The organism is Paludibacterium yongneupense DSM 18731 (assembly GCF_000422925.1).
GTDB classification, from domain to species: domain Bacteria; phylum Pseudomonadota; class Gammaproteobacteria; order Burkholderiales; family Chromobacteriaceae; genus Paludibacterium; species Paludibacterium yongneupense.
On sequence record NZ_AUGZ01000005.1, the window covers coordinates 168795 to 191761 of the forward strand.

Annotated in this window: 26 protein-coding genes; 12 read left to right on the plus strand and 14 right to left on the minus strand. The window is 62.0% G+C overall.

The features are described from left to right. Nucleotides 1–142 precede the first annotated feature (142 nt). Nucleotides 143–826 (plus strand): response regulator transcription factor, encoded by a 684-nt coding sequence (locus G520_RS0103065; protein WP_028534589.1) that lies wholly within the window; start codon nt 143–145, stop codon nt 824–826. After that, nucleotides 798–2162: a sensor histidine kinase gene (locus G520_RS0103070; RefSeq protein WP_028534379.1), complete on the plus strand. Its 1365-nt coding sequence runs from the start codon at nt 798–800 to the stop codon at nt 2160–2162. Before G520_RS0103065 ends, G520_RS0103070 begins: the two co-directional genes overlap by 29 nt. A gap of 107 nt (nt 2163–2269) precedes the next feature. Here G520_RS0103070 and G520_RS0103075 read toward each other — a convergent pair whose 3' ends face one another. The 4 genes from G520_RS0103075 to G520_RS0103095 all read right to left on the minus strand — a co-directional run bounded on the left by G520_RS0103075 (nt 2270) and on the right by G520_RS0103095 (nt 5267). Then, nucleotides 2270–3154, minus strand: a complete 885-nt coding sequence (locus G520_RS0103075) for an SDR family NAD(P)-dependent oxidoreductase (RefSeq protein ID WP_028534380.1) — start codon at nt 3152–3154, stop codon at nt 2270–2272. A gap of 123 nt (nt 3155–3277) precedes the next feature. Next, the gene (locus G520_RS24760) at nt 3278–3445 is read right to left on the minus strand and encodes a hypothetical protein (protein ID WP_156876852.1); all 168 of its coding nucleotides are present in this window, start codon (nt 3443–3445) and stop codon (nt 3278–3280) included. A gap of 270 nt (nt 3446–3715) precedes the next feature. After that, entirely contained in the window at nt 3716–3904 is a 189-nt protein-coding gene (locus G520_RS0103090; protein WP_028534381.1) for a hypothetical protein, read from the minus strand. A gap of 115 nt (nt 3905–4019) precedes the next feature. Further along, entirely contained in the window at nt 4020–5267 is a 1248-nt protein-coding gene (locus G520_RS0103095; protein ID WP_028534382.1) for a DUF1479 domain-containing protein, read from the minus strand. A gap of 174 nt (nt 5268–5441) precedes the next feature. On the opposite strand from G520_RS0103095, the gene G520_RS0103100 reads away from it, so the two are divergent. Further along, nucleotides 5442–6431 carry a helix-turn-helix domain-containing protein gene (locus G520_RS0103100; RefSeq protein ID WP_028534383.1) on the plus strand — a complete coding sequence of 330 codons (990 nt, stop codon included), beginning with the start codon at nt 5442–5444 and terminating at the stop codon, nt 6429–6431. 26 nt (nt 6432–6457) lie between these two features. On the opposite strand, the gene G520_RS0103105 is transcribed toward G520_RS0103100, so the two are convergent. Genes G520_RS0103105 through G520_RS0103115 form a run of 3 tightly spaced genes read right to left on the minus strand, consistent with a single transcriptional unit; the run spans nt 6458 to nt 9452 of the window. Next, nucleotides 6458–7228, minus strand: a complete 771-nt coding sequence (locus G520_RS0103105) for an ABC transporter ATP-binding protein (protein ID WP_028534384.1) — start codon at nt 7226–7228, stop codon at nt 6458–6460. Next, nucleotides 7228–8310, minus strand: a complete 1083-nt coding sequence (locus tag G520_RS0103110) for a FecCD family ABC transporter permease (protein WP_028534385.1) — start codon at nt 8308–8310, stop codon at nt 7228–7230. The genes G520_RS0103105 and G520_RS0103110 overlap by 1 nt, the downstream gene beginning before the upstream one ends. Then, complete coding sequence (locus G520_RS0103115; RefSeq protein ID WP_084637434.1) at nt 8307–9452, minus strand: ABC transporter substrate-binding protein; 1146 nt, start codon at nt 9450–9452, stop codon at nt 8307–8309. Before G520_RS0103115 ends, G520_RS0103110 begins: the two co-directional genes overlap by 4 nt. Before the next feature lie 215 nt (nt 9453–9667). Here G520_RS0103115 and G520_RS0103125 point away from each other — a divergent pair, with 215 nt between their 5' ends. Next, on the plus strand, nt 9668–11965 hold the full coding sequence (locus G520_RS0103125; RefSeq protein ID WP_084637435.1) for a heavy metal translocating P-type ATPase: 2298 nt from the start codon (nt 9668–9670) through the stop codon (nt 11963–11965). 34 nt (nt 11966–11999) lie between these two features. On the opposite strand, the gene G520_RS21315 is transcribed toward G520_RS0103125, so the two are convergent. Continuing rightward, nucleotides 12000–13913 (minus strand): ABC transporter ATP-binding protein/permease, encoded by a 1914-nt coding sequence (locus tag G520_RS21315; protein ID WP_084637436.1) that lies wholly within the window; start codon nt 13911–13913, stop codon nt 12000–12002. After that, a complete protein-coding gene (locus G520_RS0103135) occupies nt 13910–14785 on the minus strand; it encodes an extracellular solute-binding protein (protein WP_028534388.1) in 876 nt (291 codons plus the stop codon). Before G520_RS0103135 ends, G520_RS21315 begins: the two co-directional genes overlap by 4 nt. A 227-nt stretch (nt 14786–15012) precedes the next feature. Between G520_RS0103135 and G520_RS0103140 the strand changes: the two genes are divergently transcribed. The 8 genes from G520_RS0103140 (at nt 15013) to G520_RS0103160 (ending at nt 20635) form a co-directional block, all read left to right on the plus strand. Then, nucleotides 15013–16557 (plus strand): sensor domain-containing diguanylate cyclase, encoded by a 1545-nt coding sequence (locus G520_RS0103140; RefSeq protein WP_028534389.1) that lies wholly within the window; start codon nt 15013–15015, stop codon nt 16555–16557. 255 nt (nt 16558–16812) lie between these two features. Beyond that, nucleotides 16813–17127, plus strand: a complete 315-nt coding sequence (locus G520_RS0103145) for a hypothetical protein (protein ID WP_028534390.1) — start codon at nt 16813–16815, stop codon at nt 17125–17127. Between the two features lie 582 nt (nt 17128–17709). After that, complete coding sequence (locus tag G520_RS24765) at nt 17710–17859, plus strand: hypothetical protein (RefSeq protein ID WP_156876853.1); 150 nt, start codon at nt 17710–17712, stop codon at nt 17857–17859. Nucleotides 17860–18014: 155 nt separating this feature from the next. Then, on the plus strand, nt 18015–18416 hold the full coding sequence (locus tag G520_RS25785; protein WP_156876854.1) for an Abi family protein: 402 nt from the start codon (nt 18015–18017) through the stop codon (nt 18414–18416). Between the two features lie 185 nt (nt 18417–18601). Next, nucleotides 18602–19177 (plus strand): hypothetical protein, encoded by a 576-nt coding sequence (locus tag G520_RS0103150; protein ID WP_028534391.1) that lies wholly within the window; start codon nt 18602–18604, stop codon nt 19175–19177. 146 nt (nt 19178–19323) lie between these two features. Then, entirely contained in the window at nt 19324–19848 is a 525-nt protein-coding gene (locus G520_RS0103155) for a hypothetical protein (RefSeq protein ID WP_028534392.1), read from the plus strand. 237 nt (nt 19849–20085) lie between these two features. Next, nucleotides 20086–20373 carry a TfoX/Sxy family protein gene (locus G520_RS24250; protein ID WP_084637437.1) on the plus strand — a complete coding sequence of 96 codons (288 nt, stop codon included), beginning with the start codon at nt 20086–20088 and terminating at the stop codon, nt 20371–20373. After that, nucleotides 20366–20635 (plus strand): hypothetical protein, encoded by a 270-nt coding sequence (locus tag G520_RS0103160; protein WP_169449809.1) that lies wholly within the window; start codon nt 20366–20368, stop codon nt 20633–20635. The genes G520_RS24250 and G520_RS0103160 overlap by 8 nt, the downstream gene beginning before the upstream one ends. A 111-nt stretch (nt 20636–20746) precedes the next feature. Here G520_RS0103160 and G520_RS0103165 read toward each other — a convergent pair whose 3' ends face one another. From G520_RS0103165 to tnpA, 5 genes are all read right to left on the minus strand, one after another. Beyond that, the gene (locus G520_RS0103165; RefSeq protein ID WP_028534394.1) at nt 20747–21271 is read right to left on the minus strand and encodes a helix-turn-helix transcriptional regulator; all 525 of its coding nucleotides are present in this window, start codon (nt 21269–21271) and stop codon (nt 20747–20749) included. 4 nt (nt 21272–21275) lie between these two features. Continuing rightward, nucleotides 21276–21446: a hypothetical protein gene (locus tag G520_RS25475; RefSeq protein ID WP_246542658.1), complete on the minus strand. Its 171-nt coding sequence runs from the start codon at nt 21444–21446 to the stop codon at nt 21276–21278. Between the two features lie 71 nt (nt 21447–21517). After that, nucleotides 21518–22036, minus strand: a complete 519-nt coding sequence (locus G520_RS25645) for an IS66 family transposase (RefSeq protein ID WP_028534395.1) — start codon at nt 22034–22036, stop codon at nt 21518–21520. Then, entirely contained in the window at nt 22021–22380 is a 360-nt protein-coding gene (gene tnpB / locus G520_RS0103175) for an IS66 family insertion sequence element accessory protein TnpB (RefSeq protein ID WP_028534396.1), read from the minus strand. Before tnpB ends, G520_RS25645 begins: the two co-directional genes overlap by 16 nt. Beyond that, on the minus strand, nt 22374–22742 hold the full coding sequence (gene tnpA, locus G520_RS0103180) for an IS66-like element accessory protein TnpA (RefSeq protein WP_051228921.1): 369 nt from the start codon (nt 22740–22742) through the stop codon (nt 22374–22376). The genes tnpB and tnpA overlap by 7 nt, the downstream gene beginning before the upstream one ends. Nucleotides 22743–22967 lie beyond the last annotated feature (225 nt).

The following is a 22967-nucleotide window of genomic DNA, read 5'->3' on the forward strand; positions in this document are numbered from 1 at the left end:
GACGGATAGTAAGTCGGCGGTAAGTCATGGCCGTGCAGGATGATGCGATATCCGTTCCAAGCCGAAAGGCTGGTGATGACACGATTCCGCTACGGGTCTGTGCGTACCGGCGACGCCGGCCCATTTTGAAGATTGAAGCGCCGTGAATCGAATTGCTCTTGTCGAAGACACCGAGCGCCTGGCCGATTTGATCAGCAAGGCACTGCTCAAGGCTGGCATAGCGGTCGATGTCTATCCCGATGCCTCAAGCGCGCGCCACGGGATACGCAGTGCCGACTATGCGGTGGCAGTGGTCGATCGCGGCTTGCCCGACGGAGACGGGCTCGATCTGATCCGTCACCTGCGCACAAAAGGCAGCGCGCTGCCCTGTCTGATCCTGACGGCACGCGATGCCGTGCACGACCGTGTCGACGGACTCGAAAGCGGCGCCGACGACTATCTGAGCAAGCCCTTCGTCATGGAAGAGCTGGTCGCGCGCATCCGTGCCCTGATGCGACGCCCACCCCGGGTGCTGCCCAACTCGCCGGACTACAAAGGACTGCACATCGTTCCCGACCAGGGCCGGATGTATCAGGGCGAAGAAGCGGTCACTCTGGCGCCGGCTGAAATGCAGATCATGCTCTGCCTGGTGCGTGCCGCGGGCGCAATGGTCCGCCACGCGACTCTCGAGCACGCGGCATGGGGCATGACGGACGCGGTCACGCCCAATGCGCTCGATGTCGCCCTGCACCGGCTGCGCAAGAAGCTCGCCGCGATCGATTCGCCGCTGCGCATCGTGAACGTCAACCGGAGAGGTTATGCGCTTGATGAAACACAGGTTGACTAACAGCCTCGCCTTGCGCCTGCTGTTGACCACCGTTCTTGCGCTGGCCATGGTCTTCGCCATCCTCACGCTGGGGATCGGGTATTTATTGCACCAGCACCCGGATTTGCTTGACGCCCATAGCCTGCAAGAAGAGGCCGACATGCTGATTCGAGGTCTGCGTTTCGACCCGGCCGGCCGCCCGGTGAGCATCACCATACCGAACCAGGCGCAATGGCTCTACACAGCGCTACCCGACGATACAAAGTACCGGCTGCTCGACACCCGCGGACGGCCGCTGCTCAGTTCGGAGCCGGGTGGACAGGCACTCAGCCCTGCCGGCAAGCCTTTCGATCCCGCACTCAGACAATTCGAGATCCGCATTGCCGGCCATGCTCTGTCGGTGCACACATTCGATGTCGGCCCACCCCACAATCGCTACCTATTGCAAGTCGCCGGCAGCCTCCGGCTGGGGGATGTCCTGCGACGCGTGTTCACCATGCAGGCGGAAAAGGCGCTGACCTTCAATCTGAGCCTCGCCCTGCTCATTTTCGCCGCCGTGCTGTTCTGCGTTTTCCATCACATGCTCAAGCCATTACGTCGCGCGTCGCAAGAGACGGAACAGATCACCCCGCGCAGCCTTGGCGTCAGACTCACCCTGGACTCGATGCCCTGCGAACTGTACCCCCTGATCGAATCCTTCAACGACAGCCTCGCACGGCTGGAAAAAGGATTTCAGGTCCAACAGGAGTTTCTGGCGGCGGCGGCGCATGAATTGAAAACCCCGCTGACGCTGCTGCGCGCCGGAATCGAGATGGAAGACAAGCTCGAAGACAAAAGCGCCCTGCTGCGCGAAGCTGACCTTATGGCGCGCCATGTGCAGCAATTGCTGCAGCTGGCGGAGTTGAGCGAAATCCAGAACTATCAGTTTGCGCCGACCACGCTGGCAAGCGTGGCCGAAGAGACCGTGGGCTATTTGCAAAGGCGGGCCGCCATGGCCGGGGTGGAAATCGAGCTCATCCTCGAACAGAAACCGGACAGCACCCTGGCTGACGCAAGCGCAGTCTTCGTCCTGCTCAAAAACATACTGGAAAACGCCATCCTGCATACGCCGCAGCAGGGCACCGTCCGTGTCCTGATCCGCGAGGGCGAAATCCGTATCTGCGACCAGGGGCCCGGCATCCAGCCACAGCACCTGCCCCATTTATTCACGCGCTTCTGGCGCGCGCCCGGCAACCGCTACGATGGCGCGGGACTCGGACTGGCGATCTGTCTCGAAATCGCACAGGCTCACGGCTGGTTGCTACAAGCCATCAACAACGACGAGGGTGCGATCTTCAAGCTACGCTGGCGAGCGTGACAGCAGCCGGCTCAGAACGCGCGCCAACGCATCGCCCCGACCGGAAAACGGGCCGGGCCGGCCCGCCGCGCGAGCAGACCGGGGCCGGCGCGACCTCGCCTCGCACCTCAGAGCAGCGACCCGGCGAGCGACGCCCTGGCAACCTGCTCCAGGCTCAACGTCCATAGCCGTTCCTGAAGCTCGACATCGCGGCTGGCCAGCGATGAGACGCCGGGCTGAAGACCGACGAAATACATGCCGTTCACCCCTTCCAGCTCGGGCGACAGGGCCAGATGGACCGGGGCTTGCGCCACGAGGGCAGCAGGCTGCCGAAACGGCTGCAGCACCCTGTTCACCAGCTTCATCATGCCGCGCGTCGTCCGCCGGCTCCTGCCGGCCGCGTCGCCGGGGTGCAGACAATTCACGGTGACACCCGAACCCTGCAGCCGCCGCGCCAGCGCATAGGTGAACAACACATTGGCCAGCTTCGATTGCGCATAGCTGTCGACCGCGCTGAACGCGGCACGCGGGGCGGGAACCTGCCGCAGGGCGTCGAAATCGATACGACCGCGCAAGTGCAGGTCGGAGGCCATATTGACGATGCGTGCGGACGAAGCCGCCTGCAGCAGCGGCAAGAGCTCCAGTGTCAGCGCCACATAGGCCAGATGGTTCAGTGCCCAGCTTTTATCAAAGCCATCGGCACTCAGTTGATGCTCGGCAAACAGACTACCGGCACTGTTGACAAGAATATCCAGCTTTCGCAACTGTCGTCGCATGCGCCGGCTCAGGTCCAGGATGGAAGCCAGCGACGACAGGTCCGCCAACGCGCCATGCACATCGGCATTGCCGCTGTGCTTGCGTATCGACTCGACGGCATCGGCCGTGCGCCTGGCATCGCGGGCAACGATATAGACGGTATGACCATGCTGTGCCAGAGCCTGCGCGGTTTCCCGCCCGATACCGAAACTGCCTCCCGTGACCAGGCAGAATTTATGCGATGGCGATCCAGACATAAAACATTCCAGAGCATGTCGACAACGGGCATGCCACGCGGCGGGCAAGGGGCGGCCCGCACCCCGGCCGCATGACGCGGCGACTTATGCCCGGATACTAGGGCGCGGCGACTTACCGGGCACTTACCGCCATCTGGCCAGTTCATCGCCCTTTCCGCCCGGCAGCCGGTGCAACGGATAGCGCGCGCCGCCCTGCGGATCGGGCGCACGCGGCAACGTCTGTCTCCGACTCCATCCCTCACGCATCACATCCCATACAACGACCATCCCGAACAGTACGAGCACTGCCATCTGTCACCGCCTTCCGGATCGCCCCTGCCGTGCATACGGTACGCGGGCCACGCCCGCACTATCACGATAAACCGCCGCACACAGGCATGAAGTGGGCATGACGGAATAGCTGGCGCCGGAGCAAGCGGAGCACGCAGCCGTTCGATACTGCCCCCGGACGACTTTCCGGCGACTTACCGGCAGCCCTCCAACCGGCATGCCACCGACGGCAGAACCCGACGGCCGCGCCCAGCGCCTTCCTGGCTGCTGGCAAACCGTCCGGCAGCTAGGTCAGGCGTAGGTATCGACTCCTCCCCGTGCACTGGCTTCCTGCTCGCGCATCTGCGCCGACTCGCCAGCTTCCTCCTGGGCATTCTGGCCATCGCGGGCGACGGCAGGATCCTGAGGCTGGACCTGCACCAGCACCTGCACCGCGGCCTGCGGCATGACGGCGGAACGCCCTGCGCTATCGATATTCATCGTTCTCTCTCTCGATGGGATGCAAGATTGCAGCCCGATGCTGACCGCTGCGACTTAGCCCTGACTTAGCAGCCGTCCCGCGCGGCCGGATTCTTGCACGGGACGGCCCCCGGTATCAGGACCGCATGCCGATCTGCTCGCGCCCGAGTTCGCTCAGATCGTCGATGCCGGCCCGTCCGACAAAGTCGACTTCGAAATCGTCAGCGGGAAAATCCGGCGGGCTCCTGCCTTCGAGAAAAGCAGGCAGCTGGCGCGCGAGATAAGCGGCATTCTTCGCGCAAGCGGGCACCGACGCGATATACATCACATTGCTCCAGCCACTGCCGCGGTGCTCGTCCTCAACCGCATGGATGACGTCGCTATGCCAGAAAACCGTATCGCCCGGCTGCATCGGGGGAATCGACAACAGCGCCCCCTGCAGCGGGCCATGCCACTGCGGCTTGATCGACAGGGCCCGTCCCGGCAACGCGCCGCAGAGATCGTCTTCGGCGACATCGTCCTGCAGCGCGCGCAGCAGCACATAGGCCATCGCGTTCGCGATCGGGATCAACTGCAAGGTGCCGTCGCCCGGCCCTTGTGCCGTCAGGGCCGTCCATCCCTGAAAGGTACGGAACATGGAACAGACCGCAGGGGATGGAATCTCGCCGACATCGGTGCGATAGGCGGCATCGAACGGATCGTACTGCCGCCAGTTGCCGTCGAACACATGCCGGTAGACGCGACGGAAATTCTTGTCTATCCATCGTTCGACCGAGCCGCCATCGCAGTGGGCGGACAAGCCGAGAGAACTGGAACCGGGCGGGCGCCGGCGCAGACGGTCGGCATAGACAGGCACATGGTCGGGATCAAAATGAACCCGCCCCTCGCTCTCGGTCCGCCACAGACGATTCAGGAACACGCGTGCCTGGGTCAGCGCCTCTGACTGGCGCGCCTCGACTTGCGGCCGTGACCAGTAGACGCCATAGATCTGGGGGGTTTTCGATACCAGCTCGCCGAAATAATGATCCTCCGCCCGGTGAACAAGCTTTTGATCGATGTGGTTGCCATCGACATAGTCGCTGATCGCCGCATTCCAGGCGCTCGCCCGTTGCGGACTGAAAACGCCGCGGATCACGCAGGCGCCGCGCTCCTTGATCTGGCGGATCTGCTCCGGCTTCACCTTGCAAGCGGCCAGATCGGCAAACAGGATTTCCGGGATCACCGGCTTTCCCTGTGCCCGTTCCGCCTCGATGAGGGCGACCTTGCGCTTCATTTCCTGTTCGAGGTCGAGAAACACCTCGCGATAGCGGGGAAGATGAGCGCGCAGCGACCGCTTGGCGTCCCGGATTGCGGCGGCCAGGTCAGGAATGTGAAGTTCAGCCATGATGTCTCCTTGTCATTGGTAACGAGAGCGTAGCCGGGCATGGAGAAGGCATGTGATACTATCAGGCCAGATATCAAGCAAAAACGGCCAAGGACACCGTCTCCGGCCTTCAGCTCGGGACAGCGCCGCAGTTGTGCACCGAAGACCGTGGTTTCTGAGCATCCAGGGAGAAAGATGAAAGCAGCGTACGAGCACGTGGGAATCATCGCAGGCTGCTCGGTCCGGATTTATCACCGCAAGCTCTCCAGGATTCCTTTCGAGTGGCACCACCACCCCGAGTATGAGCTGACCCTGACCCTCAACAGCTGCGGCAAACGCTATATCGGCGACGCCATCAGCGACTACGGCGACAACGATCTGGTGCTGGTGCCGCCCGATTTACCGCATACCTGGTCGTCCAACCGTTCGATCACGCGCGCAGCGCAACAAGAAGCCATCGTGATCTGGTTCGAAGGGGAGTGGGTACGGCGACTCGTGAGTTGCTGCCCCGAGTACGAGCCCCTGCTGCGCTTGCTGCGGCGAGCCGGCTGCGGCCTCGCCTTCGGTGACGGCCCCGGGGAACGCATGCGGCAGCGATTACCCGGGCTGCTGTCGTCTTCGGCAATCGTGCGACTGCGCGCGGTACTCGATGTCTTATGCGCGCTGGCAGAAGAGGACGACGCCGTCGCTCTGGCCTCGCCAAGCGCCTTTCGCCACCCGGGGCAAGGGAAACCGTCAGGGCATCAGCCCGAGCATATCAACAGAATTCTTGCGACCATAGACACCCGTTTTGCCGAGCGCCTGACGCTGGAAGAGCTCGCGGCGGCAGGCAATCTGTCCGTTCGCTCGCTGAACCGCTATTTTCAGCGCCATATTGGCGAGAGCGCAGGTCAATACCTGGCCAGAACCCGTATCGGGCATGCCTGCCGGCTGCTATCCGACACCTGCCTGCCGATCTCTGTGATCGCCTCGCGTTCGGGCTACCCGAGTGTCGCCAACTTCAATCGCCAGTTCCGCTCGCTGAAAATGAGCTCGCCCTCGGCCTGGCGCAGGCAATTTGCCCCGCACTCCGAAGGCGCGACGCCGTTCGACGACGGGCGCGGGGGCAGCCAGATCGAGCAGCGACCGCCCTCGCTGGAACGACGCGGCGGGTCGCGCCGCAAGGAGAGCGGGGCGGCCCGCTGATCCCGGTGCGTCGCCGGCCTGCGGCCCTACCGGCACAGTTCGACGGGAATGATGGCGCGCCGCCCCGCAACCGGGACGATGTGGCAATGCACGCCATACACTTGCGCGAGCCGCTCGCCAGTCAGAACATCCCCCGTCGCCCCTTGCGCCCGCACTTCGCCTCCTTCCAGGAGCACGCTCCGGTCGGCGTAGCGGCTGGCCAGATTCAGATCATGCAGAACCATCAGCGTCGCAATGCCGTTGCGCCGGGTGTAACGCTCGACGGTATCGAGCAGATGAAACTGGTTGGCAAGGTCTAGCGCCGAGGTGGGTTCATCCAGCAGCAGCAAACGGGGGCGGTTGACCAGCGCGAGCGCGAGCGCCACCATCTGCCGCTGCCCGCCGGAAAGCTGCATCGGCATGGCCGCCGCCAGGCCGGAAATGCCGAGCATCCCGAGAATGTCGTCCGCGCGCTGAAAGCTTTGCCGTGGCGGAGACCAGCCGAGACGCCGGCTGTTCTGACTCAGTAGCAACAGTTCAAACACCGTCAGCCGCGCGGCCAGCATGGCCGGGTCCTGCGCGACATAGCCCAGATGCGCGCCACGCGCACCGGCCGGCAGACAGGCGAGCTCCTTTCCGTCGAGCATCGCCCGTCCGGCATAAGGCAGCAGACCGGCCAGGGCCTTGACCAGGGTCGACTTGCCCGCGCCATTGCGCCCGAGCAGCGCCATGGTCTGCCCTGCACCGACGCGCAGCGCAACATCCGAGACGATGCGAGATCCCGACAGCTCGACGCTGACCGCGTGCAATTCCAGCATCAGAACCTCCTTGCCCGGTGGCCGAGAAGCAGCCACAAGAAAAACGGAACGCCCAGCAAGGAGGTCACCATACCGATAGGCAGAACGGCGCCGGGAAAAACGGTCTTGCTGAAAATGGAGGCCAGGGTCAGCACCAGCGCCCCACAGGCGGCGGTCAGCGCGAGCGAAAACCGCTGGTCTTCGCCGACCAGCATACGCGCCATATGCGGCGCCACCAGCCCGATGAAGCCGACCACACCGATGGTGGCCGTTATGCTGGACGCCATCAATGCCGCCAGAAGCAGCAATGCCATGCGCAAGTGCTTGACCGCCACGCCGAGGACCGCCGCTTGAGAACCGAAACCACGCAAGGCGGTGATGCGCCACGACAGCAAGCCCAGAACCGGCACCGCGGCCCCGACGATCACGAACAGTATCTCGACCTTGCGCCAGCCGGTTTTCATCAGCGAGCCCATCATCCAGAACACCAGCGCCTGCAATTGATCGGCATCCGCCAGATACTGGGCCATCCCGAGCATGGCCGTAAAAATGAAATGCACCGCAATCCCCAGCAATACCACCATCTCGGGTGCCAGGCCGGTACGCGCGGCGAACAGCCCGATGCAAATCACCGTCAGCAAGGAAAACAGAAAAGCATTGCCCGTTACGATGAACTCGGCCGGTAGCGGCAAGAAAGCCAGGGCAGAGGCCTGAAACACGATAGCAAGCGCGGCACCGAACCCGGCCGCCGCCGAAATGCCGAGCGTGAAAGGCTCCGCCAGCGGATTATCCAGCACGGTCTGCATCAGGGAACCGGACAAGGCCAGCCCGGCACCGGCAATCGCGGCCGTCAGCGTCACCGGCAGACGGATGTCCCATAGCACGACCCTGATTTCCGGCGCGACCTGCTGCGGATGCAGCAGGCCTTGAACGACCTGATGCAAGGACAGTGTCTCCGAACCGATGGCAAGGTCCAGCGCCATCGCCAGCGCGCACAGCGACACGAGGACGGCCAGGAGCGCCAGCTTGTGCGCGACCTGACGCTGATAGTGGCTGCGGCTGTCGCTGACCGGGACCGCTGCGTAACTTTCGACCGGACTCATACCCCCTGCCTGCCCGGCGCTTGGGTACCGGTCACGATGGGCAAGGCAGGCAAGCCGGTGAACTGATGCACGATCTGGCGATAGGTGAGATCGGGATCCAGGGCCGTGAAGCGTTGCGGATAAAAGTCCTTGGCCAGCCACTCGAGAGCCACGATATTGTAGGGGTGGTTATAGAACTGGTGGTAGATGCCATACACCCGCTGCGCCGCCACCGCTTTCAGAGCCGTAAAACCGGTTCGCGCCTCGAGGGCGGGAAAAGCGGCCGCAACCCGCGCCGGCGTCGACCCATAGCCATACGGCAGGGCCATCGAGCCTTTTGTCGACCATTGCGAACCGGTCATGACATAGACATCGGGCTGCAGGGCGAGCACTTTTTCCATCGCCACGGTGCCGGTCGGCCCGGGCAGGATCTGGCTGCCCACATTCCGCCCCCCGACCGCACTGACCAGCGCCCCCCAGCCGATAGTGCCATGGGTGAAGCAGCACGCATCGGCACCGGCCTTGCCGGCCAGCGCCTCGATGAACACGCGCGGGCGCACTTTTTCCTTTGCCACGCCCTGCTCCAGCGCGCGCAGATGCGAGCGATAGAAATCGACGTACTGCGCGGCCTCGGCTTCCCGGTTCAGTATCTTGCCCAGCAGCGACACGCTGTCCATGGTGTGGCGAACCGGATCCTGTTCCATATCGATGAACACCACGGGTATATGCAGCTGCGTCAATCGCTCGAGCACGCCACTCTGTTGCAAGACGGCCCTGGATCGCAATTGCGCAATCAGCAAGTCCGGACGCTGCGTCAATACGGTCTCCAGATTGACCTGGCCATCGTCGCCAAAATTCATCGTGCTGATCTTTTCCGCTTGCGGCCAGCGCTTGAGCAGCGCAGACCAGGCCGCAGGATCGTTGCGCGCGAGCAGGTTGTTCCAGGCGACCACCCGCGCAAACGGATCGTTCCGATCCAGCAAGGCCAGGGTCAGAATGTCGCGCCCGTCCTGAATCACGACGCGGCGAGGCTCATGCTCGACAGAAAAACGGCGCCCCGCCATATCGCTCCCCGTCCAGGGGTAGGACGTCGCCCCGGCCGGCAGGGCCATCCCCGCCAGCAAGGCGATGCCGGACATCGTGCAGATCCACTTGCTTATCATGCTGATCGCTCCACTCATTGCTTGCGAATAGATATTGTTCGCATTTGAACGAACATGATAATGCAGATGCGACTCAATATCAATTACGGCACGATCGTGCGCAGCGCCCAGCACCAGCCTTCTCCCGCGAACCTGTCTTTCGCGAATCAGCGCTTGACCCTGAAGTGACTACAGGGTGTTGAATACATTACATACGATGCACACGGAATCATGCCATGTCCCATTACCGCCGCCTCGATCGCGACAGACCCCCCTCACCCGGGCCAAGGCCGGCGAGCCCCCTGCAAGGTCAGGCTGGCGGCAAGCGCGGCTGCTGCGGCGCGTCCCACGGCCACCCGCCACACGACCATGCAGGCGACGCCTGCTGCACGAGCCAGGCGCTCGTTCTCGATCGCCTGGCCGCACCGGAGATCGGGGCCGATGGAACCCGGACCGCGATCCGCATCCTGCAGATGGACTGCCCTACCGAAGAAGCGCTGATCCGCAAGAAACTGGAGGGCATGCCTTCGGTAACAAGCCTGGATTTCAACCTGATGCAGCGGGTCTTGACCGTCGTGCACGCGCCGGAGGCGCTGGCAGCCATTCTGGAGGCCGTGCGTTCGCTGGGCTTCGAGCCCGAACTCGCGAGTGAAGGCGCGCCGCGCGCCGCCTCCCCCGAGGCCGGGCAAGGCTGGTGGCCGCTGGCGGGAGCAGGAACGGCCGCGATCGCCTCTGAAGCGGCGAATTGGACAGGCGGTCCCGCTTGGCTGGCGGCCGCGCTTGCCGTTCTGGCCATCGCCGTCTGCGGACTAGGCACCTACCGGAAAGGCTGGATCGCCATTCGCAACGGCAATCTGAACATCAACGCCTTGATGAGTATTGCCGTGACAGGCGCACTGGCGCTCGGCCAGTGGCCGGAGGCCGCGATGGTCATGCTGCTGTTCACGCTGGCCGAACGGATAGAAGCCCTGTCTCTCGATCGAGCCCGCAACGCGATTGCAGGGCTGATGCAACTCGCCCCGGACCAGGCCACCGTGCAGCAAGATGATGGCTCCTGGCACGAAATTGAAGCCCGGACCGTCGCGGCGGGCCGCATCGTGCGGGTCAGACCCGGCGAGCGCATCGCGCTCGACGGCAACATCGTTCGCGGCAACTCCGCAGTCGATCAGGCGCCGATTACAGGAGAAAGCCTGCCGGTGGACAAATCGGAAGGCGACCCCGTCTTCGCCGGAACGATCAACCTGGCCGGCTCTTTCGACTACCGGGTCACGGCGGCGGCGGACAACACGGCGCTGGCGCGCATCATCCATGCCGTTGAAGAAGCCCAGGGAGCCAAGGCGCCGACCCAGCGCTTCGTCGATCGTTTCGCCCGGATCTATACCCCCACCGTCTTTGCCATTGCCGTTGCCATCGCCGTTTTGCCGCCACTGCTACTGAGCGGCAGCTGGCACGGCTGGATCTACAAAGCCCTGGTCCTGCTGGTGATCGCCTGCCCATGCGCACTGGTGATCTCGACCCCGGTGACGATAGTCAGCGGGCTGGCCGCAGCCGCCCGGCACGGCATCCTGATCAAGGGCGGCGCCTACCTGGAGCAAGGCCGCCTGCTCAACTGCCTCGCACTGGACAAGACCGGCACGCTGACCCATGGGAAACCCGTACTGACCGACTTCGAGTCGCGTGCAGGGCTCACGCCCGAACACTGTCGAAGCCTTGCCGCCAGCCTGGCCGATCGCTCTGACCACCCGGTGTCGCAGGCCATCGCCTCTGCCGCAAAGCGGGATGCGATTGCGAGGGAGCCCGTCGAGGCCTTCGAAGCCTTGCCGGGGCGCGGCGTGCGCGGCGCGATAGCCGGCAAAACGTATTTTCTCGGCAACCACCGCCTGGTGCATGAACTCGAGCGCTGCTCTCCCGAGTTGGAAACGCGACTCTACGCATTGGAGCGGCAGGGAAAGACGGTCGTGTTGCTAAGCGACGACACGCAAGTGCTGGCGCTGTTCGCGGTAGCCGACACGGTCAAGGACAGCAGCCGCGAGGCCATTGCCGACTTGCACCGGCTCGGGATCAGGACTGTGATGCTGACCGGCGACAATCCGCATACCGCCGGGGCGATAGCCGCGCACGTCGGGATCGACGAGGCCCGCGGCGACCAGTTGCCCGACGACAAGTTGAATGCGATCGCGGCCTTCGCACGCGAGGGGACGGTGGGCATGGTCGGCGACGGCATCAATGACGCGCCGGCGCTGGCGCGCGCCCACATCGGCTTCGCGATGGGCGCAATGGGCACCGGAGCGGCGATAGAAACGGCCGATGTCGCCCTGATGGACGATGACTTGCGCAAGATACCCGCCTTCGTGCGACTGTCGCGAGCCACGCGCGCGATCCTCGTCCAGAACATCACTCTCGCACTGGGAATCAAAGTCGGCTTTCTGGCACTCACCCTGGCCGGTCTGGGTAGTATGTGGATGGCCGTGTTCGCCGACGTGGGCGCGAGCCTGCTCGTGGTCGGCAACGGTCTGAGGCTGCTGCGCAGATAAAGACCGCCATGCGGTCAGGCGGCCCCGGCCGCCGTCAATTCGCCGCTGGTGCGGCCGGAAACGGGCAGGCGTGCGCCGCCGTCGCGGAAAGCGCTGCGGCAATGCTCGCGACAGCCGGGAGGCCGGGGCGCCAGACCTGCAGGGCAGCGGCGGGAATATCCAGCCGGCACGCATCGCCGGCACGCCAGTTTCGGCCGGCAACAGGAACGTCCAGCTGCAGCCCGGACAGGTTCACAACGGCACGGGCCTCGCCGTGCCGCAGGACAATGCTATCCAGCAGCGCACAGAATCGCCCTTGCGCATGAAAAATCAATGCACCGGGGTCGATGCTCCACATCCACTCGCCCCCGCCCGATGCCGCGGCCGACGCAATGGGCACCACGACGTCCGCAGCCAGATGCAGTTCTCCTTCTGCGTCCGCCACACCGCAGCCCACATTCGGCAAACCCAGCAACTCGGCGACACGCAGGCTGGCCGGCCGGGCAAACAACGCTTCGCTGCGTCCGGCCTGCAAAACCCGTCCACCGTCCAGCACCAGGATTTCATCCGCTAACCAGGCGGCCTCATCCGGATCATGCGTGACCAAAACGGTTGTCACGTCGACCTCGCGCTGCAATTGCCGCAGCTGGCGGCACAGCTGGCGTCGCCGCGGCGTATCGAGAGCGGCAAAAGGCTCGTCCAACAACAGCAACCGCGACGGACAGGATAGTGCGCGGGCAATGGCGACCCGCTGCGCTTGCCCGAGCGACAACTCCGCCGGCCGGCGTGCCAGCAAGGCTTCTATCCCCAGCCGATGCGCCCAGTACCGAGCCGCAGCAGGATCGGCCCGCGTCGGAAATGCCAGGTGCTCACTGACGGTAAGATGGGAAAACAAGCCATAGTCCTGTGGCACATAGGCCAGGCCGCGCTGCTCGGGCGCAACGGCATCCAGGACTTGATCGTCGAGACGCAAGGCGCCGGACTCCGCCCGCTCCAGGCCGGCTAGCAGTCTCAGGGTCAGCGACTTGCCCGAGCCGGAAGCACCCAGAATCGCCAGCCGCCGTACCGAGGTCGACCAGCCGACGTCAAGCTGAAAAGTGCCGAGGCGCTTGCGGAAAGCGAATTCGAGTCCCCCTGTCCGCACCCGGTGCGGAACGGCGCCCACCGGCGGCGGTACGGCACACGGCTCCGCATCGTCGGGCAGGATGTCGGCACGGCGTCTGCGGTACTGGCGTGCGGCCAGGGCCGACATGAGCACGGCAATCGCCAATGTCGGCAGCAATAAAGGCATCATTGCCGGCAGCCCCTGGCTGCCGAATGCGACATAGGTGTACACCGGCAACGAATAGGGATGATAAGCCACCATCATGGTGGCGCCGAACTCTCCGAAAGCGCGCAACCAGGCCAGGGCCAGGCCTGCGCGGATGCCGGGCCAGGCCAAGGGCAGATCCACTCGCAAGAACCGGCTCCATGCATGGTGCCCGAGCGTCGCGGCAAGATCGTTCAAGCCAGGATCGACCGCCGCAAAAGCCGACCGTGCCGCCACAATCAGAAAAGGAGCGGCAACAAAGGCCTCGGCCAGCACCACACCGCTGAACGAATCCGTGAGAGCGCCTTGCGTCCAGATGCCGACAGGACTGTAGGGGCCGAACAGAAACAGCAGCAACACGCCACTGGTCAGCGGCGGCAGAGCCAGCGGAAGCTGGACGACAAACCCCAACCAGGCTCCCCAAGGCGACGAAGAACGGCTAAGGCAATACCCGAGAGGGATGCCGCCGATGGCGATCAGCACGGTCGCAATGCCGGCGCTGGCGACCGAGACACCGATAGCCGAGCCCAGCGCCGGAACATCGACGCCGTGCCAGTCGGCCGCCGCAACCTGCTGGATACTGGCGGCGAAAGGCGCGCACAGATACAAGGCCAGCAGACCGGCGAGCCCAAGCAATACCGCAGGCGGACGACGCCTCATTGCCCGCCGCGCAAGGCGGCCTCAACCGGAGCGGGAATGCGCTGCCTGTCGCCCGACACCGCAGGGGAAACCACATCGATGCCATGTGCCTTGAGCAAGGCGCGTCCTTGCGCGCTCAACAGGAACACGACAAAACGGTTGGCGCCACTGCTGTTAGGTGCGTCGCGCAAGATCGTCAGGGTGTACTGGGCCTTGGCCGGCAACTCGGCCGGCAACGGGATCGCCGGTATCTTGAGATCGGAGGTTTCTGTCGAATAGAAGAAGCCGGCATCGAGCTGCCCGGACTGCAAGCGGCCAACCAGCGTCTCCTCCGGCAACACCTGCTGCGGGTTATTCGGCGAGCCGAGCGTGCGCGCCATCAAATCCGGCTCTTGATACAAGATCGCCGCGCGCGCGATCAGATCAACCGTGAACGCCCCCTTCGGGTCGAGATTGGGATCGGTTCGGCCGATGCGAATGCCCGGCATCTGCAGCGCTTTATCCCAGCGCTGCGACTTCAAAGCCTGCGCATATTTGCTGGCCGGATTGTAGCCGATCAGCAGCGGCGATTCGGCGAAATTGGCGTACCACCGCACCCAGTCCCCATTGGCGGCACCCATCAGACTCGCATTGACCTTGGGGCTCGCACTGATGAAAACATCGGCACGCCGCAACTTTCCCTTGATTTCATTGGCCAATTTATTGGAACCGCCCGCATAGCCGGAGAAGTGCAAGCCCGACTCTTTTTCGAAGGCCGGGCCGACGCTGCGTTCCATCAGATTGACCAATGAGCCGGCGTACATCACGCTCACGCCATGGTCGTCGGCCATGGCTCGATCCGCGACCACCGCACATGCCAGACTGACCCCCAGGCAGGCGATCATATGTTTCATAGCACACCCCTTTCGCTTGCTACCGTTATATATTCACTTATATAGCGAAAGTCTAACATCGATGTCATCGCCACGGGAGCCGCGGGCAAGGGCATTTGATCCGCAACAATAGCTCGTCCCCTCAGGCGGCTCAGGCACAATTCAACGGATGCCCCCGGCACCAATAGCCTGAGAACGGTGATTGCCTTAATATAAAGAAATATTACAGTCCATTTGGAATAGTGCCCTTGCTGTACCTCGACTTGCGAACCTTGGCACTGGTTGCCATGTTCAGTGGACTGATGTTCACGGCGACGACATTGTCCGTCTGGAGGCTGGCGCCGGAGGAATCGGGCTTGCGGCAATGTGCAAGCGGCAGCACCCTGTTCGCCCTGGGCATGGCCGAAGTCGCCTTGCGTCCGTTTCTGTATGCCCGCCTGTCCATCCCGCTTGGAAACGGACTGACCCTCATGGGCTGCGGTTTTTTCCTGATCGGTTTTCGTACCCTGCTCGGCCTGCCGACCTCGCGCAGCGACAAATGGTTGCCATGGCTCTACTTTCTGCTCACCGCTCTCGGCAGTGCCTACTTCACGCTACTCGTCCCATCGATCCGGTTCAGAATCACCTTTGTCTCGCTCGTCGGCGCCACGTTCCACGCGGCACTGGCGCGCGCCCTTTTCCGCTGCCATGACCGCGAGCTCGCGAGCTGGCGGCAATTCACGATCGCCCTGCAAATCGTGGGGTTCGTGCTCTACCTCATTCGGGCCTGGGACGTGCCGGACATTCCCGAGGTCCCCGACTACAGACAATCATCGAGCTGGCTGGTGGCGGCGCCGGGTTTTTATGCGATGTGCTTCAATGTCTGGATGGCGATCACCATCGTGTTGATCGCCAACGCGCGGATGCACCGGCGCATGCACCGCCAGCTCGAGGAAGCGCTGGCGTTCAACGAAACCCTGCTGGCCAACTCGCCCCAGGCCATCGGCGTCTACAAGGCCGACGGCCGGTGCATCTTTGTCAACGACGCGTATTCCAGTCTGGTCGGAATCGGCAAACAGGACCTGCTGCAGCAGAACTTTCTTCTGCCCGCGTTCTGGGAAGGATCGGGCTTGCGCGAACAGTGTCTGGCGGCGCTGGCCGACAACAACACGCAGCGGCGCGACCTGCGACTGACGACGCCGGCCGGCCAGGTCTTATGGATTGAAAGCCGTATTCTGCCGTCGACCATCAAGGGTGAACTTCACCTGCTTGTCCAACTATTCGACCTGACCGCACGCAAGAATACGGAGAACACGCTGCGCGAGCTCACCTTCCACGATCCGCTGACACGGCTGCCCAACCGCCGCCTGTTTCTGGAACAACTCTCCAGGGCCAGACAAAATAGCGAACGCCATCGATCGCACGCCGCGATTCTGTTCATCGATCTGGACAAATTCAAGCACTTGAACGACAGTCATGGCCATAGCGTGGGCGACGAGCGTCTGTTGGAGACCGCGCGCAGATTGCAGCAGACGACCCGCCCCAGCGACACCGTCGCACGCTTCGGTGGCGACGAGTTCGTCGTGCTGCTGGAAGCCCTGGGCCCCGATGCCGACCACGCCCAGTCGCATGCGCTCAAGATCGTCGAACACATGCGCAAGGTTCTGAGCGCCCCCTATGCCTTGAGCCCGGGGCTGCACGAGGCGACGGCCACCATCGGGCTGCGGCTGTTTTACGGGACAGACACCAGTGCCGAACAGATACTCAAGGAGGCCGACGAGGCCATGTATCGCTTGAAACAGGAGCGGTACTGACCGGCCGGCGCCCGTACCCGGACGGCACGCGTCCCCGACACGGGCGCGCCGGCCTGCAGGCATTGCAGACCGGGAAAAAGAAGCCCATATTAGGCAAAACCCTTCAACGATAACGCACAAGCCGTGCTCATCAGCGGCGACCTGACCCTCCCCTGGCCCCAACCGGAACGATTCCCGCACCGGAAAGGCGCCCAGCGAGGCTGGCGGCTTCCGTCGCCAAACGCAATGCGATACACATCGTCCCAGACCGGCAAAATGGCAGCGAACCGACCGGGTCAGGGTATTGCCAAACTCTATCTGGCCCGGGACAAGGTCAGCAATGGAGGCAGCATGGACATCAGCGAAGTCTTGGCCCTGATGCAGGGCGCCCGGTCCCGCGCCGATTACATGGCGCCGGATATACTGCAATTCATTTTTGCGAACGAGCTGGCAGGCATTTCCCCCCTGATTCCGCGCGATCAGCTCTATCGCCTGATAGCCATCGGCGCAATCGTTTTCAAGAGCGCCGCATCGGAAGCGGAAGCCGACAGGGAAACCCTGCGTCTGCTCGACGCGGTCCGCAAGCCGTGAAACAGGCGTGCGACACGGGCCGCCCCTGGCGCGGTGCCGCACGCCTCTTCAGGGCAGGGCCGATCCTGCGGCGGCATCCGGACGAGGTCGGCAGGAAACGCGCGTCGGCCCGCCCTTCCCCGCCCGCATGGCTCTCTCCCGCCCGATAGCGGTGCAGCGCTCCCGCGCGCCACCATTGCCGCCGCAGCCCGGAAAATTCTTATCCTGCGGCATCAGCTGAAGCACTCGGCCTTTCTCTGGCACGGGCGCCGCCCGCGCGACACAGACGCATCGCGAACCGGTCCTTGACGGTACGACCGATACGGCCCGGATCTGCCGACGAGGCATCCGGCCTCCCGCACCGGGGCGCCATTTGAGCAATGGCCGCTGCGTGCTTTACTTGCAATGGGTCGGATATACTGCGAGAAACCGTGCCGGGCGCTCATCCTGGCCCTCGCGCAGCGAGAGGGACGAACAAGAAAGGAGGTCTTCGTGATCGGCAGACAAACATCAATAGCGTGCTTGCTCGCCTCCGCGGCACTTCTGCTATCTTCGCCCAATGGGTGGGCCGCCGATGCCGGGCTCCCCCCACCCGACGCATCGATGTCATTGGAACCGCCGCTGCGCGCCGTCGCGACCGTTCCGCAAGCCGCCCAGAGCGATAGAATCCACGCGATCATCGCAAAATACGGGCTGAAGTGCGCCAACCCGACTTGCCCGGTCTGCTACCCGCAGAATACCTCCTCTCCCTGAAATCACACTGAACGACGCGTCGTAAAGCAGAAACTCTGTACATGCCATGCATGGGCAGGCGCCCTCCGGCTCGGCCAAACCATGAGAATGCCGGTTGCACGAATATTCCGGTTTGACAATGACGTCGAATCACCTCTGAGCGCATAGAAGTCGCCATGCGCGTCGACATTTCGCACACTGCGGGACAACTCGCTCCTTTTGCCTGTCTGAAATCCGAATCACGGCATACCGAATTCAGCAGCAAGTTCAATCGCAATGGGCGGATTTTCTCCAACTGGCTGCGTTGCTTGAACTATCTACGCAATGTATGCGCTCACCACCGAAGCGCAATAGCGTCGATCAGACTCGGCTGCCGCGGTCGAGGCGCTGCCTCGAGCCTGGTTTTTCATGGCGTGCGAGCAGGCCCGTGCACGTTGCCCCATGCCTCTTTCTTCGGCTGGCCGGCGGGGCCCTTTTCTGCGTACAGACGGCAGCGATTATCGACCCGAATATTCCAAGGCGTGCACAGGAAAATTGCACGCCACACAGACTCCATCCGGCATGGAAGGCATGGCTAGCATTGAGAATACCCGCCATCCAGAACATCGACTTCGGCTTGTCCTGCAACTAGCTTCTATCCGTCCACACGTCTCCTGCGATAATGATTTTTTTGACTTCGTCATTGCCGGTTGACATTATTACCCATTAAAATTGCCATCAGTCTTAACATATTTAAACTAATTTAAGTAAAATTTAAAAACACATGACCATCGCCGTCCATATCAGACGCTGCATTGCAAGTTGCCTATTCATCTCGATGAGCTCGCCCGTTTTTTCATTTGACATCCCAACAGCCATCCAAGGATTTGAGATTGCCAATCAGGCGGAGCAAAAACGGCATACAGCCGATCAATATTTTTACAACCTTCGTCTAAAAATTGACTTTCCAAATGGCGCTCCTTTATTTTTCAGAGAATCCGCCATAAAAAAGGCGATGGTAGACAAGTTCAGTGAAGTTCCGAAAGAAAGCTTTTCCCTCGTTGGGCGCTATGAATTCACACCAGCCCACGATATTACAGTCGACAACAAGAACTATAAGGAGACATGGGTCGCCCAAAGAAATCTTTCACTTAAAGATGGCCCCATGGCATGGGTCTACCGGTATCTGATGTCGTGTGACGACAAGACCATCGCATCTGTAGGCGTGATGTATTTTCAAGACAACGCAATGACTGGCGAGCCCAGCAAGGTTTTTGACTCCATACTGGTATCGGAAGATAAGTACGGTTATGGGTGGAATGTTTACGACTACATTTGCAAAAACAGGACACCGATGTGAATTAAAAAAATGCTCGCAAACAAACACAAAGCACTTTTTACATGCATCGGGCACCCAAACCAGCAGCGCCCATTGCGACAAGCTAAATTGCTTTCAAATACGAATCGCTTTTATTTTAATAACCTATCAGGGGAATGAAATTTAAAATGAAATACATGAAACTGCTTACTCTGCTGCCATCTGTTCTTGTCATTGGCTGTGCCGATCTAAGTACGCAATTCAAGGCCGCAGAAGAACCTGCCGATGGGCCGCGAGCCAGGATAAGGATTGTCGCGAATGCGCTCGTCAAAGCAGTCCCCGGGAAGAATTGCATCGACTACCATACGCCAGGTGCAGGCACGATCTTTGGCGGCATCGTCGGGAGCAGAGGGTATCGCGGCCGCTCTTTAAACATACCGAACGCGGAAAGCTTTGACGCCTCTTCGATGGGTGAAATGTACGCATCAGCCGGCAAGCCGATTGCACTTCAATTTTTGACTACGCCGGAAAGCAGATATAGCTGTGGAGTGGGAGTGACATTCACGCCAAAGGTTGACCATGACTATCAAGTAAAGATGATTCTGGATCCATCCCATATGGAATGCACGGCAGAAGTTCGCTCACTCTCGGACCCGAACGAGCACGTTGACATGCACCCCGTCGATTCCTGTACGAAACAGGGCAACCCATAAGCCTGCAATCTGATCTTGACCTGCCAGGACATTCCCGACGTCATGTGGAGCCTTCGGGAAAATCGAAGACGGACTCCAGGACAGTGGGGACCGCTAAGACCCGGCAGGTCACATTACCATTCCACGGTATTTCGACAAAAATCAGCTCGGCGCATTCGGTGCAATGAAGGATTCTACAACGCCTCATGCAAGAATGAACAAGAGCCGCTTCTGAAGGCGGATACAATTGAGGTCGATATGTTTCACAAGCTACGCAATTTGGGAAAGTCGTCATCGAAGATGCTTCATTCAGCAGGAATACATTCTGAGGGACAACTGCGTGCCATGGGTAGCGTTGCCGCGTACCTTGCCGTAAAAAAAACCGGCGGTTCGCCCAGCCTGAACCTGCTTTGGGCTATCGAAGGCGCGTTGACAGATCGTGACTGGAAAGAAGTGTCGAGAAACGAACGCACCTCACTGCTTTTTCAACTTGACGACAATGAACGGCGCGAAAATGAGTCAGACAATCTAAGTGGTCGTGTTTAGAGCCAAGGCCGATGCAAGTTCAGAGAGGCTTCAAGCAGCAGCATTGGCAATCACTCCCATTCTGGCCGGGTTACCGGGGTTTATTTCACGGGAATTCGGCGCTTCCGGGGATGGACAATTCATTGATATCGTGCACTGGAGAGACCTGTTTTCAGCCAGGCAAGCAGCAGAAAAAGTCATGGGTATTCCTGCATGCCGCGAGTTTTTTGCCCTGATCGAAGAGAGTCAGACACAGCTTATGCACTTCAATAAAATTGGCTGAAACCAGCTTCTCTTCTCTCCGCACGGAAGACTGCCCGGCGGTATCGGGCTGTGCGCTCTGTAAATAAAGGAAGGGCTTATGAGTGTCAACGATATCCGTGCCAGCCGTCTTCTAGCCGAATAGCGATTCGAGGTCTTTGGAAACCGAGTGTTGCAATCGCCAGCCCTCCTTCGCCACGTTGACCTGCAAGGCCACCCGCGCCACGTCCAGAATATCCTTGCTCAGCGTATAGCTGCCCTTGCCCTGCAGCCATACCAGCACGTCCGCCAGATGCCAGATCGACGCGCTGCCTTCGTGTACCGGCGCCGGGAAGCTACCCGGATAGGCCAGCATCAGCTTGCGCATGTTCTGCCGCGACACGCCCACGATGTGAGCCACGTCGGTCAGCCCGACCAGATCCGGTGTAACCTCGATGAGCCTGGCCGACGGCGCGGCGCGGCGCACGTCGGAGAGCGCGCTGCGCACGGCTTCATCCGCATCGTTCGCTTCACGGGTAAACTCCAGCGCCAGCCGCCCCGGCTGCCCAATGCCGGCCAGGGCATCGTCGCAGCCAGCCGCGCCAAGGCGTTCGACCAGCGCCTCCATGTCGCGATCTGCGTCGGTGAGCTGGTACTTCAGGGTGAAGGTGTATTCCATCTTGCTACTCCTCTGTGGCGCCTTCAGCCTCGCGCGGCTTGAGATGCGTCGTACAGTTGTCCACGACGCGGCGCAAGGCGCGGGCGTGGTTGCCGGGGTTCTTCGGCGTGCTCCATACGCTGGCGATGCAGAACTCGCCGCAGCGACACTCCTCATCGTTGTACGGGCAATACATCCGTCCCCAGGCATGGCTGCCGCCGATTTCGACACGCCAGCCATGCCTTTCGGCGTGCCTGAGGGCGTCCTCTACCTATTTCTTCGGATGGGCGGAACGTGCCATCTGCGGGCTCCAGTATGCGCAGGGCAGGATTGGTTGTCAATTGACAACCAATCACCCTTCCCCAACGTTCTGCCCCTGAGGCCGCCTCCACCCCGTCTTGTTCGCTCCCCTGACAGTCGACGGGCACAACCGCGGCGTTGGCGCCACTTCGGTCGCGGACCAGTCGCAACACCTTGACCCGTGTGCAGTGCCGCAGGCACTCCTCCAGGACGCTGCGCCGGAGATTGCGCCGCCGCCGTGGCCGACGTGGTCGCCTCGGCCTCAGCGACTTGCCGCTCTTCCAGCTCCAATTGCAGTTGGTCGATCTGGCGCTCCAGTTTCTCGGAGCGGCGGCCGAACAGCATGCGGCGCAGTTTGGCGATCAACAGCTTGAGGCGATCGATTTCCTGCGCGCGGGTCGACACGTCGGCCTGCCGCTGCTGGATCAGCGCTTTGAGGGCCGCGATATCGTTGGGAAGAGAGGCCGTGGTCAGCATGCCTGGCATGCTGCCGCCGTAGGCGCCCACGTGCGCTGTGGACGACGCCAATCGATACCTTCGAGCAGCATGGCTAACTGCGCGGCCGTCAGGTAAACGGCGCCGTTCTCGGAGGCCGGCCAGACGACACGACCATACTCCAGCCGTTTGGCAAACAAACACAGCCCATCGCCGGACCACCACAGGACTTTGAGACGGTCCCCACGGCGGCCACGAAACACGAACACATGGGCGGAGAACGGGTTCTGTTGCAACGCGCTATGTACGATAGCGGCCAACCCATCGAAGCCGCGCCGCATGTCGGTATGGCCGGCGACCAACCAGACCTGGGTTCCGGCCGGCAGACTCAACATCCGCCGAGTGCCTCGATCAGCCAGAGCACGGTGTCGCGGTCCGGTCGGCCCTCGATGCGCAGACGGCCTTTGGGCAGGATGAGTTCGAGCGACGCGGCGCTCGTCAGCGCCGCCGCCGGTTCCTGCACCACGTGGATCGGAAACAGTGCGCCGGTCTCGCCGGCCCCGAAGGAGCCCAGTTTGCCTTGACGATATTGGTGACGCCAGTTGAAGAGCTGGTTGGCGTTTAGCCCGTTCTCGCGAACCACGCGGGCAATCGAGGCGCCGGGTGCTAAGCTGGCCAGCACGATGCAGCGCTTGAAGTCGAGCGGGTAACGGCGGCGCCGGGACGGCGCCCCATCGATAACGGAAATCTCGTTCACGATCTTAAGTGTCCATCTCGCAGTTAGATGGACACCTATTGTTACCGACTTACGTAAGATTGCTAGACGGTGCTGACCGGGTGCTTACGATCGAGAGGAGCCGTGTTGTCGATGATTCTATGCGGAGCTCCTTGGCGCATCAACGCCGGATGGGTCCCCTGTGATCCTTTCGGCCTGATGCACACAGCCCGCCCCGCCTTCTGCTACCTTCCGCCCCCCATCTGC